This window comes from Burkholderia cepacia (genome assembly GCF_001718835.1).
Lineage (GTDB): Bacteria > Pseudomonadota > Gammaproteobacteria > Burkholderiales > Burkholderiaceae > Burkholderia > Burkholderia cepacia_F.
The window spans coordinates 670,103-684,147 of the sequence record NZ_CP013444.1 but is presented as its reverse complement, the minus strand read 5'-3'; the positions used below and the strand labels follow the sequence as shown (position 1 = coordinate 684,147).

The 14,045-nt window shown below is 65.9% G+C and carries 11 protein-coding genes; 8 read left to right on the top strand and 3 right to left on the bottom strand.

What is annotated here, in order from left to right; translation table 11 throughout:
• The first annotated feature begins 48 nt into the window (after positions 1–48).
• The 5 genes from tssC to WT26_RS36225 are packed head-to-tail and all read left to right on the top strand — an operon-like array spanning position 49 to position 4,275.
• Positions 49–1,437, top strand: coding sequence for a type VI secretion system contractile sheath large subunit (gene tssC / locus WT26_RS23470; protein WP_069270968.1), 1,389 nt, complete (start codon positions 49–51; stop codon positions 1,435–1,437).
• Positions 1,438–1,494: 57 nt separating this feature from the next.
• On the top strand, positions 1,495–2,841 hold the full coding sequence (gene tssK / locus WT26_RS23465; protein WP_069274070.1) for a type VI secretion system baseplate subunit TssK: 1,347 nt from the start codon (positions 1,495–1,497) through the stop codon (positions 2,839–2,841).
• Entirely contained in the window at positions 2,838–3,500 is a 663-nt protein-coding gene (locus tag WT26_RS23460; RefSeq protein ID WP_060371273.1) for a DotU/TssL family secretion system protein, read from the top strand. The genes tssK and WT26_RS23460 overlap by 4 nt, the downstream gene beginning before the upstream one ends.
• A 12-nt stretch (positions 3,501–3,512) precedes the next feature.
• Positions 3,513–3,944 carry a type VI secretion system baseplate subunit TssE gene (tssE, locus tag WT26_RS23455; protein ID WP_059975721.1) on the top strand — a complete coding sequence of 144 codons (432 nt, stop codon included), beginning with the start codon at positions 3,513–3,515 and terminating at the stop codon, positions 3,942–3,944.
• A gap of 31 nt (positions 3,945–3,975) precedes the next feature.
• Positions 3,976–4,275 carry a PAAR domain-containing protein gene (locus WT26_RS36225; RefSeq protein WP_080485725.1) on the top strand — a complete coding sequence of 100 codons (300 nt, stop codon included), beginning with the start codon at positions 3,976–3,978 and terminating at the stop codon, positions 4,273–4,275.
• A gap of 140 nt (positions 4,276–4,415) precedes the next feature.
• Here WT26_RS36225 and WT26_RS23450 read toward each other — a convergent pair whose 3' ends face one another.
• A complete protein-coding gene (locus WT26_RS23450) occupies positions 4,416–4,664 on the bottom strand; it encodes a hypothetical protein (protein ID WP_042587237.1) in 249 nt (82 codons plus the stop codon).
• Between the two features lie 291 nt (positions 4,665–4,955).
• Between WT26_RS23450 and fusA the strand changes: the two genes are divergently transcribed.
• On the top strand, positions 4,956–7,007 hold the full coding sequence (gene fusA / locus WT26_RS23445; protein ID WP_069270966.1) for an elongation factor G: 2,052 nt from the start codon (positions 4,956–4,958) through the stop codon (positions 7,005–7,007).
• Between the two features lie 34 nt (positions 7,008–7,041).
• On the opposite strand, the gene WT26_RS23440 is transcribed toward fusA, so the two are convergent.
• Both WT26_RS23440 and WT26_RS23435 read right to left on the bottom strand, forming a co-directional pair.
• On the bottom strand, positions 7,042–10,518 hold the full coding sequence (locus WT26_RS23440; RefSeq protein WP_069270965.1) for an adenylate/guanylate cyclase domain-containing protein: 3,477 nt from the start codon (positions 10,516–10,518) through the stop codon (positions 7,042–7,044).
• 75 nt (positions 10,519–10,593) lie between these two features.
• Positions 10,594–11,742 carry a branched-chain amino acid ABC transporter substrate-binding protein gene (locus WT26_RS23435; RefSeq protein ID WP_059927399.1) on the bottom strand — a complete coding sequence of 383 codons (1,149 nt, stop codon included), beginning with the start codon at positions 11,740–11,742 and terminating at the stop codon, positions 10,594–10,596.
• A gap of 333 nt (positions 11,743–12,075) precedes the next feature.
• Between WT26_RS23435 and WT26_RS23430 the strand changes: the two genes are divergently transcribed.
• The gene (locus tag WT26_RS23430; RefSeq protein WP_060115535.1) at positions 12,076–12,852 is read left to right on the top strand and encodes a crotonase/enoyl-CoA hydratase family protein; all 777 of its coding nucleotides are present in this window, start codon (positions 12,076–12,078) and stop codon (positions 12,850–12,852) included.
• A 102-nt stretch (positions 12,853–12,954) separates the two neighbouring features.
• The gene (locus WT26_RS23425) at positions 12,955–13,998 is read left to right on the top strand and encodes a lyase (RefSeq protein ID WP_069271829.1); all 1,044 of its coding nucleotides are present in this window, start codon (positions 12,955–12,957) and stop codon (positions 13,996–13,998) included.
• Positions 13,999–14,045 lie beyond the last annotated feature (47 nt).

The window sequence follows — 14,045 nt, the reverse complement described above, 5'->3', positions numbered from 1 at the left end:
TATACGTCGCTCTCCGCTGATGTCCGGCCATACCCGATACGACGTCCAATGAGCGCAGGATTTCAGAGCGATCAGTACACCCAAACCGCTGCAGTTTCCGATACGCATGCAAGAGCAAATTCGAATGCGATGAATTGCGTGGATCCGGATTTGCTCGATTGGTGTCTGGCAGACCTGGACGAGCAACTCGGCCGACAGCTCGATGCCATCCTGCACCACCCAGCATTTCAAGCGCTCGAATCGACTTGGCGAGGCCTGCAATTCCTGGTCGATCGCACCGATTTCCGTCAAAACGTCAAAATCGAAGTACTCGACGTTTCAAAGGAAGCACTCCATCAAGACTTCGAAGATACACCCGATATCATCCAGAGCGGCTTGTTCAGACTGACCTATGTCGGCGAGTACGACATGCCGGGCGGACAGCCCATCGCCGCGATTATTTCGGCGTTTGAATTCGACCATCGCGCGCAGGACATCGCGCTGTTGCGCAATATCTCGAAAGTCGCCGCGGCCGCTCACATGCCGTTTATCGGCGCGGCCTCACCGGCTTTCTTCGACAAGCCTTCGATGGAGGCGGTCGCGGGCATCCGTGACCTGCCGATCTGGTTCGAGCGGGCCGAATACCTGAAATGGAAAGGCTTCCGTGAAACCGACGATGCGCGCTACGTCGCGCTGACGATGCCGCGCTTTCTCGCCCGCTTGCCCTACGGGCCCGATACGCTGTCCGTGCGCACGTTCAATTACACGGAGAACGTGCGGGATGCCGGGCGAAGCGCATATCTGTGGACGAGCGCGGCATTCGCCTTCGCGGTCAACATCGTACGCAGCTTTGTGCGCAACGGCTGGTGCGTGCAGATTCGCGGTCCATATGCAGGCGGTCTGATCGACGATATCCCCGTGCATCGATACGACCTTGGTGCAGGACAACTCGGCAAGATCTGCACCGAAGCCCTGATCTCCGAAACACGCGAGAATGAATTTTCCGATATCGGCCTGATTCCGCTTTCGTACACCAGCAATCACGACCAGACATGTTTTTTCTCCGCGCATTCGACACAGCGACCGCGAACCTACGATGCACGCGACGCATCAGCCAATAGCCGAATCAATGCACGTCTGCCGTACATTTTCCTGCTGTCACGCATCGCACATTATCTGAAGCTGATCCAGCGCGAAAACATCGGCACGACGCGGGATCGCCGATTGCTCGAGCTCGAGCTGAACAACTGGATCAAATCGCTCGTCACGGAAATGACCGATCCGGGCGACGATCTTCAGGCTGCACATCCGCTGCGCGAGGCGAAGGTGACGGTCGAGGACATCGAGGACAACCCAGGCTTCTTCCGCATCAAGTTGTTCATCGTCCCGCATTTTCAGATCGAAGGCGTCGACATCAACCTTTCCCTCGTTTCGCAGATGCCGAAGGCGAAACAGTGACATGCGCACCGGTGCACACTTTCGCATTGCGCCTTTTATTCAAGACCAACCAATAAGATGAAGATAACCAGACCGCTGTGGGCCAAGGGGATTTTCATGACGCCGCAGCACTTCCAGCAGCAGGCGATATGGGAACAGTACGTCCACGACCAAGTTGCACGCATCGCGAGCCCCGACGCCTGGGGTGCGGTGCATGTGGCACTCGACGACCAGGCACTGAGCGTCAATCGCCTGCAATGCACGGCGCTCGCGCTGCGCCTGCCCGACGGTACGCTGATCGACAGCGAAACCGCCGACTGGCTTCCTGCGGCGCGCAGTCTTGACGACGTGCCTGCAACGGTGGACACCGTGACCGTGCTGGCCGGCGTGGCGCTGATGGACGCTCAGGGCGGCAACTGCGTCGAACCCGGCGAAAAGCCGGCCCGCCCTCGCCGCGTGACCCGCGAGTACAAGCATGTTGCCGATCTGAACGGCGACGGGCAGGAAGAAATCAGTGTCGAACGTAACGTGGTGACGTTGCTGTTCGACTTCGAGCAGGGCGGCGACTACGTGACGTGTCCGGTCGCGCGACTCGTGCGCACCCCGCAAGGACGCTTCGAGCCCGACACGGCGTTTGTCCCGCCGTGCCTGTTTCTGTCCGCGAGCGATCGCCTCATGCATCGCGCGCAGCGCCTGTCGGAGATTCTGTCCGCCAAGAGTGCCAGCCTTGCGGTGCGCCGCAAAGAGCGCTCGGACCAGATCGCCGACTTCGCCGTGTCCGACGTGGCGCTGTTCTGGCTGCTCCACAGCGTCAATAGCACCTGGCCCGAACTCGCACGCCTCGTACAGGCGCCGGATCAACATCCCGAGCGACTGTACGCGGTGCTCGCCCGACTGGCGGGCTCGTTGCTGACGTTCTCCACGACCGAATCGCTCCAGGCGATTCCACTGTCCGATCACCGCGCACCAGAGCCGACGTTCGCCGAGCTCGAATCGCTGATTCGCACGCTGCTCGATGCGGTCATTCCGTCCCGCGTCGTACCGATTGCACTGGAACGCGTACGCACGACCACATGGCTCGGCCGGATCAACGACGAAAGGCTGACCGAGGGCGCCGAATACTATCTTTCGGTACAAGCGGCAATGCCGGCGCACGCCCTCATCGACCATCTGCCGCGTCTGTGCAAAGTGGGCGCACCGGACGAGGTCGAGCAGATCGTCAATTCCGCGCTGCCGGGCATCGCCTTGCGGCCGATGTCGCGGCTGCCGGCCGCGATTCCCGTGCGGATCGAAAACCAGTACTTCGCGCTGGACAGCAATGACGCCGCGTTCAAGCGGATGATCGACGCGCACGCCTGCCAGATCTATGTGCCTGCATCGATTCCCGAGGCGTCGCTCGAACTGTATGCGGTGCTGCCGTCATGAGCACGATGCCCGTCGCGGATTCCCCTCTGCTCCCCGTCGCGCTGCGTGACACGGCACGCACGGTCACTGCATTGGAAAAGGAGCCACTGTCGTATCAGGCGCTGCGCGATCAGTGCAACGCGCAGATCGCGCAGTTGCGATCCGAGTTGAATGCGCGCGGCCTCCCGGATGACGCGATCAGCGATGCGATCTATGCGCAGTGCGCGCTGCTTGACGAGGCTGCGCTGAAACACCTGACGGGGGAGGTGCGCGACGACTGGGAGCACGAACCGCTACAGGTGATGCATTTTTCGAGCAACGATGCGGGCGACGAACTGGTGCGGCGCATCGAGCAACGCTTGCGTGAACCTCGACCGGCTCGGGTGCTGCTCGCGATATTCGCAGCGGTGCTGTCGCTCGGGTTCGTCGGCCGGTTTGCGGTCAACGGCGGGACGGCGCGCGAAGCGCTCGTCCGCACGATCGACGAGCGCCTGGGACGCACAAGCGCGGACGAAGTCAATGGTGCTCCTATCGCTCCGATCGTCGTAAATCACGCCAACGCGCGTCCGCTGCGCATTTCCCCGCTTACCTGGGTAGCGGTCTCGTGCGTCGCGGTCAGTCTCGTCTGGTTTGCGGTCGATCGATGGTTCATCGCCTCGATTGCCCAGCTCACGCGATAAAGGAGAAGGACGATGTGGGTGGGACCCGGGTTATTCGAGCGGATCACCGGACACTTCGCGGACGGTTCGGCGGTGGACGATTTTGCCGCGGAGGTGCAGGTATTCCTCTCGGTCCGCGACAACATCGAGCGCATCCTGAACAGCCGGCGTGGATCGCTCGCCCATCTCCCGGACTATGGGCTCGACGACCTGTCGGAGATCTATCGGCATCTGCCATCGTCGGCACACAAGCTGCAGCGTGCGATCGAGGCGACACTGCTGACCTACGAGTCGCGGCTGAAGAAAGTGGAAATCGAGATCCATCCGCCTGAACCGGGCATGCTGATCAGCTTCACGATGGCCTGCCATTTGCACCGGGAAGGACTCGTGCGCTTCGGCACGAATTTCATGCCGGACGGGAAGACGCGGCTACGCATGCTGCAGGCTGCGCACGATCGGTGCTAGATGCCTTATCGAGAAACGGGAGGATGCACGAATGCCGAAAATGATGGCACTGAAAGGAAATCTCACGACGACCGGCGGTCAGGTGCTGGATGGCGATCATTCGGATCTGGACAATGGCCAACCGTACACTTACCACATGGGATTGGCATCCTGTGGGCGTTGCGGTCAGACCGGATCGATCTTGGGTACAGCCAGTACGTGGAGCGTAGGCAATACGCACGGCGTACTCGACGGCGATATCGTCATGTGCGCATGTCCCCATGGAAATAATCGTGTTGTCGCGCGTTCCACGACGTACTACAGCGAATCGTCGAATGCCGCATTGCCGTGATCGGGTTTGAGGGACACGTCGCGCAACGCGGTCCGTCCCGATTCGGCTCCAAACGGACTGCCGACCCGACAGTCCGTCAGCGGTTCTTCCCGACGTGAAGCGGTCGTGAGCATGCCGAATCGCCCCCCGCCTGCGTCACCTCACCCAAACGCCCCCCGCGTCAGATCACGGTCGAATTCCGCTATCCACGCCGTGCCGTGCCCGACCGTGTATCCCTTTTCCTTGTGCGTCGAGCAGCAAACGACGGTAACGTAACCCTGCAGCGGATAGACCTCGTCCACGATCTCCGGCGCACCGGCTTCCTGAATCGTGAAATCGGACTCGGCGAGGTGATGGCGATGCAAGACGGCGACGAAATCGGCCCTTTCGTCTGGAGCAATGACTGACATTTTGCGTCCCTCCTTGCGGAACGATCGAAGCACGATCGACGCTTTCAAGCTAGCACACGTCCATCCGCGCTGCGGTGCGACAACACGCGCGATCCGCGCCGAGACGCACAACCGCATGGCCGCCGGAAGACTGATCCGTTATCCGAATCATGTCCGGAATTCATCGGAATATTGCGCCGCAACGAACGCCAACCCGATGTCGCGCCGCCCGCCTGCTCGCTTGCCGCAACTGGCAGACCACCTGATTTTCGCGAATAATGGCCGCACATCCACTACTGGACGATTGCGGTCATGGACTACTCTCCCGAAGCCATCCGCACCGTCGCTCTGGTCGGGCATGCCGGATGCGGAAAGACATCGCTTGCCGAGGCGCTGCTGCACCAGGGCGGCGCGCTTCATGCGCCCGGCAACGTGAACAACGGCACCGCCCTGTGCGATTTCGACCCGCTCGAACGCAAGTACCACCACTCGCTCAGCTCCGCCGTCGCCCAGCTCCACTATCAGGACACCCGCATCTACCTGCTCGATACGCCGGGCTATCCCGACTTCGCCGGCCTGTCGATCAGCGCGCTGCCGGCCGTCGAGACGGCGGCGATCGTGATCAACGCCCGCACCGGCATCGAAATGACCACCCGCCGAATGATGGCGTACGCGCAGCAGCGCAAGCTCTGCCGGATGATCGTCGTGAACGGCATCGACGGGGAGAAGGTCGACCTGCCGGCGCTGTTGGCGGAGATTCAAGAACTGTTCGGCAAGACCTGCCTGCCGATCAACCTGCCTGCGCAGGGCGGCAGCGAGGTGGTGGACTGCTTCTTCAACCCCGCGGGCGAGGCCGACTTCCATTCGGTGGAAGCAGCGCACGACGCGCTCGTCGATCAGGTGATCGAACTGGATCCCGCGTTGATGGAGCTGTATCTGGAACAGGGCGAAGCGATCCGTCCGGAACAGCTGCACGAGCCGTTCGAGCGCGCGTTGCGCGAAGGCCATCTGGTGCCGGTCTGCTTCACGTCGGCGGCCACCGGCGCGGGCATCGCGCAGTTGCTCGACGTGTTCGTGCGCCTGCTGCCCAACGTCACCGAAGGCAATCCGCCGCTGTTCTATCGCGAAGTCGACGGACAGATGAAAACCATGCATGCGGAGCCCGACGCCGACAAGCACGTGCTCGCGCACGTGTTCAAGATCGTGATGGATCCCTACATCGGCAAGATGGCCGTGTTCCGCATCCACCAGGGCACGGTCGCGCGCGACAGCCAGCTCTACATCGGCAACGGGCGCCAGCCGTTCAAGGTCGCTCGGCTGCTGATGCTGCACGGCAAGGAACACACGGACGTGCTGCGGGCGGGCCCCGGCAATATCTGCGCAGTGACGAAAGCCGACGACATCAGCTTCGACGACGTGCTGCACGACGCCCCCGAAGACGGCAACGTGCACCTCACGCCGCTCGATTTCCCCACGCCGATCTACGGCCTCGCGATCGAGCCGGCGCGCCGCGGCAACGAACAGCGTCTGTGGGAGGTGCTGCAGAAGCTCGCGGCCGAAGACCCGTGCCTGCTGATCGGGCACCCCGTCGGCGCCAACGAGACCGTCGTGCGCGGGCTCGGAGAATTGCACCTGCGCTTCATGCTGGAGCGCCTCACCGACCAGTACAAGCTGGACGTCGTGACGCGGCCGCCGACCATCGCGTGGCGGGAAACCATCGGCGGCAAGGCGGAAGGCCACTATCGCCACAAGAAGCAGACCGGCGGCGCCGGCCAGTTCGGCGAAGTCATGCTGCGCGTGGAGCCGTTACCGCGCGGCGCCGGGTTCGAGTTCGTCGACGTCGTCAAGGGCGGCGCCATTCCTTCGCAGTTCATTCCGGCGGTGGAGAAAGGCGTCCTGCAGGTGATCGACAGCGGGCCGCTGGCCGGCTTCCCGATGCAGGACGTGCGCGTCACCGTGTTCGACGGCAAGAGCCATCCGGTCGACTCGAAGGAAGTGGCGTTCGTCACCGCCGGACGCAAGGCCTTCATCGACGCCGTGCTGAAAGCGCAGCCGATGGTGCTGGAGCCGATCGTCGACATCGAGGTGATGACGCCGGAAGCGGCGATGGGTGACATCATCGGCGACCTGTCCGCGCGGCGCGGGCAGGTGCACGGCACGCGCACGGTCGGCGGCCACGCGATGGTCGTCGCCGGGAAGGTGCCGCTTGCCGAGCTCAACGACTACCAGTCGCGCCTGAATGCGCTGGCGGGCGGGCACGGCAGCTACAGCATCGAGCTGAGCCACTACGATCCCGTGCCGTCCGCCCAGCAGGAGCGGCTGGCGGCGCAGCACCGGAACCGGGGGGACAGCAGCGCCGAATGAATCCCGCGGCAGCGTAACAAGCCGGCGCGCGGCGTCACCGGTTCGCCTGAGCGGGCGCGAGCGCCTCCAGCAATGCCTTCGCCTCTCGCAAGTCGGCGGTGTCGAACCCTTCCGTAAACCCGCCGTAGACGTCGGACAGCACTTGCCGGGCCTCGTCGATCCGGCCCTCGCGCTGCCACAGACGGGCCAGGCTCGACGCGGCGCGCAATGCCAGCGAGCGGGCGCCCTGCTCGCGCGCCACGGCGATCGCGTGGCGGAAACAGGCTTCGGCTGCGTCGTTGGACGCCGCAGCGCCGTCGTCGCCGCTCGGCTCGCCGAGCAGCATGATCCCCTTGAGCCGATGCAGCTCCGCCTCGAAGCAGCGCTCCCCGGCGCGATCCGTGATCGCCAGCGCGTCGTCGAGCAGCCGCAGGCCGGTTTCGCGGTCGCCGGCGCGCCTGTGGCTGTCGGCAAGCAGGGCCAGAAAGTACGAGCGCTGATCCTCGCCTCCAGCGGCGCGGTCGGCGGCGAGACCCTCGCTCATCTGCGCGATCCCCGCCTGCAGGCTGCCCTGCTCGGTCAGCGACCAGCCCCGGAAAATCGTTCCCCATGCCAGCCAGTACGGCAAGCCGTGCTCGTTCGCGAGCGCGATGAGCGCGTCCGCATGCTCGCGGGCCAGCGACGACTCGCGCCGCAACTGATGCAGCTCCGCCGCGTAAGCCAGCGTGAACGCGAGGGTCGGGCCGTAGGCGAGCTTCTGCGCGAGGGCAAGCGCCTCCAGGCTGCGCTTGAGCGCCTTGTCCGGGTAGCCCTGCAGCCACAAGGTCAGCGTCAGGAAATTCAGCGCGCGGATGCCGGGGTCCACGCCGTGCGCGAAGACGTGGGCCTGATGCTGCTCGGGATCGTAGATCGCCAGCGCCTGTTCCTGATGGTTGCGAGCGGTGTCCAGGTTCCCCTGCAGGAACAGGCACGCGCCCAGCGCGCCATGCGCCTCCATCAGCAGGCCCGGGTCCGCCGCCTGCCGCGCCACGTCGAGCATCTGCTTGCCCAGCTCGCGCGCCGTCGCGTACTCCGCGCGCGTCAGGTGGTGAATCCGCAGTCCGAGCTGCGCCGCGAAGCGTTGCGACGTGTCGCCGGTCTGCTCGCACAACGCCAGCGCGCGCGTATAGGTCGCGGCCACCTCCGGCGCGCCGTAGCCGCGCACGTCCATCAGGGCCGGCCCCAGCGCGAGCAGCAAGGTCAGTTCCCGATGCGCGCGCTCGGGCGTATCGGGCAGGCGCTCGAGCAGTTCCAGCGCCGCGCCGAGGTGATGCATCGCATCCGGATGGGCAGCATGGCGCAGCGCCTGTTGCGCGGCCTGGTACAGATACTCGACGGCCTTCGGGATGTTGCCGCTCAGGCTGTAGTGATGCGCGAGTTCGCTGCAATAGTCCGCGATGCGGGTCGGGAACAGCGCCTCGATCGCCTGCGCGGTGCGCTCGTGCAGCGCGCTGCGCCGCTGCGTGAGCAGCGAATGGCCGGCGACTTCCTGCGTCAGCGCGTGCTTGAACGAATACTCGACCTCCGGAAACGCCGGCCGCTCGTAGATGAATTCCGCCGCTGCGAGATGGGCGAGCAGTTCGCGCAGCGCGTCGTCGGCATAGGCGACCCGGCCGTCGCAAATGTGGCGGATCAGGCTGTACGGAAACTCCTTGCCGATCACCGCGAGCATCTGCAGCAATTCCTTCTCCGCGACCGGGAGCCGGTCGATGCGGGCGGCCAGCACGCCCTGCACGGTGGTCGGAATGTGCAGCGCGGCCGGGGTCCGTCCGAGCCGGTAGCGGCCTGGGTCGCCGAGCAGCGATTGCTCCTCGGCGAGCGTCTGCACGACCTCTTCCATGAAGAACGGATTGCCTTCCGTCTTCTCCAGGATCAGTTGCTCCAGCGGCGCGAGGGTGGGATCGTCGCCGAGCAGCGCCGCGAGCAGTCCCCGGGCCTCGGTCGAACCCAGCGGCTCCAGCCGGAGCTGGCTGCCGTGGGCCGCGTGCGTCCAGGCCGGCTGGTACTCCGGCCGGTAGTTCACGAGCAGCAGGATGCGGGTCGCCGGCACGCGTTCGCTCAGGTGCGCGAGGAACGCTTCTGTCTCGCGATCCAGCCATTGCAGGTCCTCGAACAGCAGCTCGACCGGCTGGTCGCGGCTCTCGCGCGCCAGCAGCTGCGTGATCGCGTCGAAGGTGCGCTCGCGGCGGATGCGCGGGTCCATCTCCGCGAGCGCCGCGCCGGGCTCGCCGATGCCGAGCAGGTAGAGCAGATAGGGCACGAGATCCTCGAAGCTGCGTTCGAGCGTCAGCACCTTGCCCATCACCTTTTCCCGGCAGCGGCGCTCGTCGTCCTGCGCGGTGATCTGGAAATAGTTCTTCAGCAGCTCGATCAGCGGCAGATACGCGAACGCCTTGCCGTGCGACACCGAGAAAGTCTCGAGCAGCAGGCAGCCGCGCCGCGTGCGCTCCTTGAATTCGTGGAACAGCCGCGATTTGCCGACGCCAGCCTCGCCGCGCACGCCGACGATCTGCCCGCGGCCCGCCCTGACCTCGTCCAGCGACCGGTTCAGGTGCGCCAGCTCGGCGTCGCGGCCGACGAAGCGCGCGAGGCCCCGGTGCGCGGCCAGCTGCAGCCGCGTGCGCAGCGCGCCGAGCCCCAGCACCTCGTACACGGGCAGCGGCTCCGGCACGCCCTTGACCCGGGTGGCGCCGAGCGCCTTGAACTCGAAATAGCCTTCGGCCAGCTTGTGGGTCGACTCGCTGACGAGGATCGACGACGGCGTCGCGATGCCCTCCATCCGCGACGCGATGTGGATCGTGTGCCCGACCGGATCGTAGTCGGTGTGCAGGTCGTCGGTGCGGATCGAGCGCACGACGACTTCGCCGGTATGCACGCCGACGCGAATCTGCAGCGGAATGCCGCTCTCCAGACGAATCCGGTCGCCGTGGCTGCGCATCGCCTGCTGCATGCGCAGCGCCGCGAACAGCGCGCGCTGCGGATGATCCTCGTGGGCGATCGGCGCGCCGAACAGCGCGAGGATGCCGTCGCCGAGCGATTTCGCGACGTAGCCTTCGTAGTAGTGGACGGCTTCCATCATCAGCGCGACGACCGGCTCGATCAGCCGATGCGCTTCTTCCGGATCGAGATCGTGGATCAGCGCGGTGGAGCCGGCCATGTCCGCGAACAGCGCGGTGACGGTCTTGCGCTCGCCGGCGGTTTCGCCGCGCGCTTCCATCGCCGCCTGTTCGGCGCGGATGCGCTCGGCAAGATGGTGCGGCGTGTAGTGGATCGGCGCCGGGGACGGCACGGCTTCCGGCCCCGGGCGTGGCGGCGACGGCGCGGCGCGCACGTCGGGCGCATCGTCCAGCGACGCGCCGCACGCATTGCAGAAGCGGGCGGAAGGGCTCGCGTCGTGGCCGCAGCGCGGGCACGCGCGCGACAGCCCGGCGCCGCACGCTTCGCAGAATCTGGCCCCGGCGAGGTTCTCGAATCCGCAGTTTGCGCAGTGCATGCCACCCTTCTCCTGCCGAGCGCCGGCATGGGGTCATTATGCGCCGGGTCTACTTGCATAAAAACCGGGGCGGCGTCACTCGGCGCCGATCGTCGTCACCGGCACCCAGCGTCCGCCCTTCACCTGATAGAGCGTCGACGTCGGATGCTCGAGATCGCCGTTGGCGTCGAACGCGATTTTCCCCGTGATGCCTTCGTAGCGCGTCGCGCGCAGCGCCGGCAGGTATTCGTCCGGCTTCGCCGAATTCGCCTGCTGCATCGCATGGACGACCACCCCTACGCAGTCGTAGGCGAACGGAGCATACGTGAGCATGTCGACGCCGAAGCGCTTCTTGAACTTGCGCGCGAACGCCTTGCCTTGCGGCAGCGTGTCGATCGGCCGCCCGTATTCCCACGCCATCGCGCCTTCGGCCGCCGAGCCGGCCACGTTGATGAAGATGCTGTCCGCGATGCCGCCGCTGCCGACGAACTGGACGCGCATCCCGAGCTGCCGCATCCGCTTCGTGATGAGCGCCGCCTGGTTGTCCAGGCCGCCGAAGTACAGCAGGTCCGCGTTCGCCGCCTTGATGTTGGTGAGCTGCGCATTGAACTCGACGGCCTTGTCGTTCGTGAATTCGGCCGCGACGATCTTCCCGCCGGCAGCCGCAACGGCCTTCTTGAACTCTTCGACGGCCCCCTGGCCGAACGCGGTCCGGTCGTCCATCACGGCAATGCGCTGCGCCTTCGTGACGTTTACCGCGTAGGTGCCGGCAACGCCGGAATTCTGCGCGTCGGTCGCGATGATGCGGAACACCGTCTTCAGGCCCTGGCGGGTGATGGCCGGATTGGTCGCCGCCGGGTCGATCAGCGGGATGCCGGCCTTCGCGAAGATCGGCGCGGACGGCAGCGCGACCCCGGAGTTGTAGTACCCGACGACCGCGGCGACGCCGTCGTCGACCAGCTTCTGCGCGACCTGGACGCCGATGCGCGGGTCGCCCTGGTCGTCGACCGAATCGAGCTCGAAACGCACGTCCTGTCCGCCAAGCTTGATGTGCCGCGCATTCGCTTCCTCGACAGCCAGCCGGACGCCGTTCTCGAGGTCCTTGCCGTTGGACGCGCTGATGCCGGTGAGCGGGCTGGACGCGCCGATCCTGACGACCTGCTGGCCATATGACGAGCCGCAAGCGAAACACAGCGCAACGGCACTCAGGCCCATGGCGAGCCAGCTTCGACGAAATCCGCGCATGGTGGCACTCCCGATGATCAAGCGAGGCGCCCACGAACCGGAAACGGCGTCCGGCGCCAACCTGCGCCGCTGTCGTTCACAGCCGATTTCCGGACGCATCCGTGACGCCCCGATGCGGCGCGCATCACTACATTCCATCGAACAATCTCGTCTCGTGCAGCGCAGCCGGTGTTTACCCTCGGCAGCGACGCTGACGCAAAAGGCTCGACCGACACGCCATGTCAAGCATCGCGCCCGCCGTTACGTCACAATGAAGCGCGCAAGGATCTCGCTCGATGTCAGCAGGCACGCCGCCACCGTGATGCGCGCAGGCCTGCTTTCCAGGGGGAAGCAATGGACGACGTTATTTACTCAACGGATGGCGCAGTCTGCACGATCACCCTCAACCGGCCGGAGCGGCGCAACGCCGTCGACGGCCCGACCGCCCGGCAGCTCGGCGAAGCGTTTGAACGGTTCGAGGCCGACGACGCACTTGGGGTGGCGATCCTGACGGGCGCCGGGGGCCACTTCTGTGCCGGCGCCGACCTGAAGGCGGCCGGCGATCCCGCGCTGCGCAACCGGGTCGACGACGCGGGAGACGGCCCCGGCCCGATGGGCCCGACCCGCATGGTCTTGTCGAAGCCGCTGATCGCGGCCGTATCCGGCTACGCGGTCGCGGGCGGGCTGGAGCTCGCGCTGCTGGCCGATATCCGCGTCGTCGAGGAGGACGCCGTGTTCGGCGTGTTCTGCCGGCGCTGGGGCGTGCCGCTGATCGACGGCGGGACGGTCAGGTTGCCGCGCATCGTCGGCATGGGGCATGCGATGGACATGATCCTGACCGGACGCCCCGTCGACGCGCCGGAAGCCATGCGCATGGGGCTCGCCAACTATGTCGCGCCGAAGGGCGAAGGGCTGGCGCACGCGACGCGCCTCGCGCGGCAGATCGCGCAATTCCCGCGCCGGTGCCTGCTCGCGGACCGGCGCTCCGCATACGATCAATGGGATTTGCCGCTGGCGGACGCGCTGCGTCGCGAGGGTGCCCGCGGCGCGCCGATCGTGTTTGCCGAGGGCGTGGCCGGCGCCGCGCGCTTCAGCGCCGGTGACGGGCGTCACGGAACGTTTTCCGGCTGAAGCGCGTCGATCGTTATCGCGCATTCATTCGGAAACCGTAGCAAATTCCGCAATGAAACCGTCTGCGCGCGTCGAAACGCGTCGCAGCACATGGAGGCGGACATGCTGGAAATCGCAAAGGACAAACTAACGGCTGCGGTGAATCGCATTTCCGCATCGCGGCTCGCGTCGTGTTGCGTCGCCGCGTTGGCAAGCGCCGTGCTCGCCACGGGTTACTCGCACGCGCAGCCGACGTCGTTCGACTCGTTCGCCGTTCCCGCCGGCAGCGCACCGCACGACGTCGCGCCGGCGCCCGACGGCAGCGTCTGGTTCACCGCGCAGGCGCAAGGCTCGGTCGGACGGCTGGACCCGCGCGGCGGCAAGACCGACTGGGTGCCGCTCGGCGACGGCTCGGCGCCGCACGGCGTGATCGTCGGCCCCGATCGGGCCGCATGGATCACCGACGGCGGCCTGAACGCGATCGTGCGCGTCGATCCGAAGACGCTTGCCGTCACGCGCTTTCCGTTGCCGAAGGACCGGACGGACGCCAATCTGAACACCGCGGTCTTCGACAAGCGCGGGCATCTGTGGTTTACCGGGCAGAGCGGCGTGTACGGCGAGCTCGACCCGGCGAGCGCCAGCATGCGCGTCTTCGATGCGCCGCGCGGGCGCGGCCCCTACGGCATCTGCGTGACGCCCGACGGCAGCCTGTATTTCGCGTCGCTGGCCGGCAACTATCTCGGCCGCATCGATCCCGCAAGCGGCAAGGCGCAGGTCATCGAGCCGCCGACGCCGAATCAGGGCGCACGCCGCGTCTGGTCGGATTCGAAGGGGCGCGTGTGGGTCAGCGAGTGGCATGCCGGCAAGGTCGGCAGGTTCGACCCGGCAACGCATCGCTGGCGCGAATGGCGGCTGCCCGGCCACGATCCGCACGCATACGCGATCTTCGTCGACGACCGGGACGTCGTCTGGCTCAGCGAATGGAGCGCCAACGCGCTCGTGCGCTTCGACCCGCGCACCGAACGGTTCGACGTCCTGACGCTGCCGCGCGCGCATGCGAACGTGCGGCAGATGATGGGGCGTCCGGGCGAGGTCTGGCTGTCGGAGTCGGGCACCGATCATCTGCTGCGGTATCGGTCGCGTGAGGTCGATGCTGTCGGCAACTGATGGCGCACTGCCCATGCATCGAATGCCGCGTGATCATGCAGGCCGAT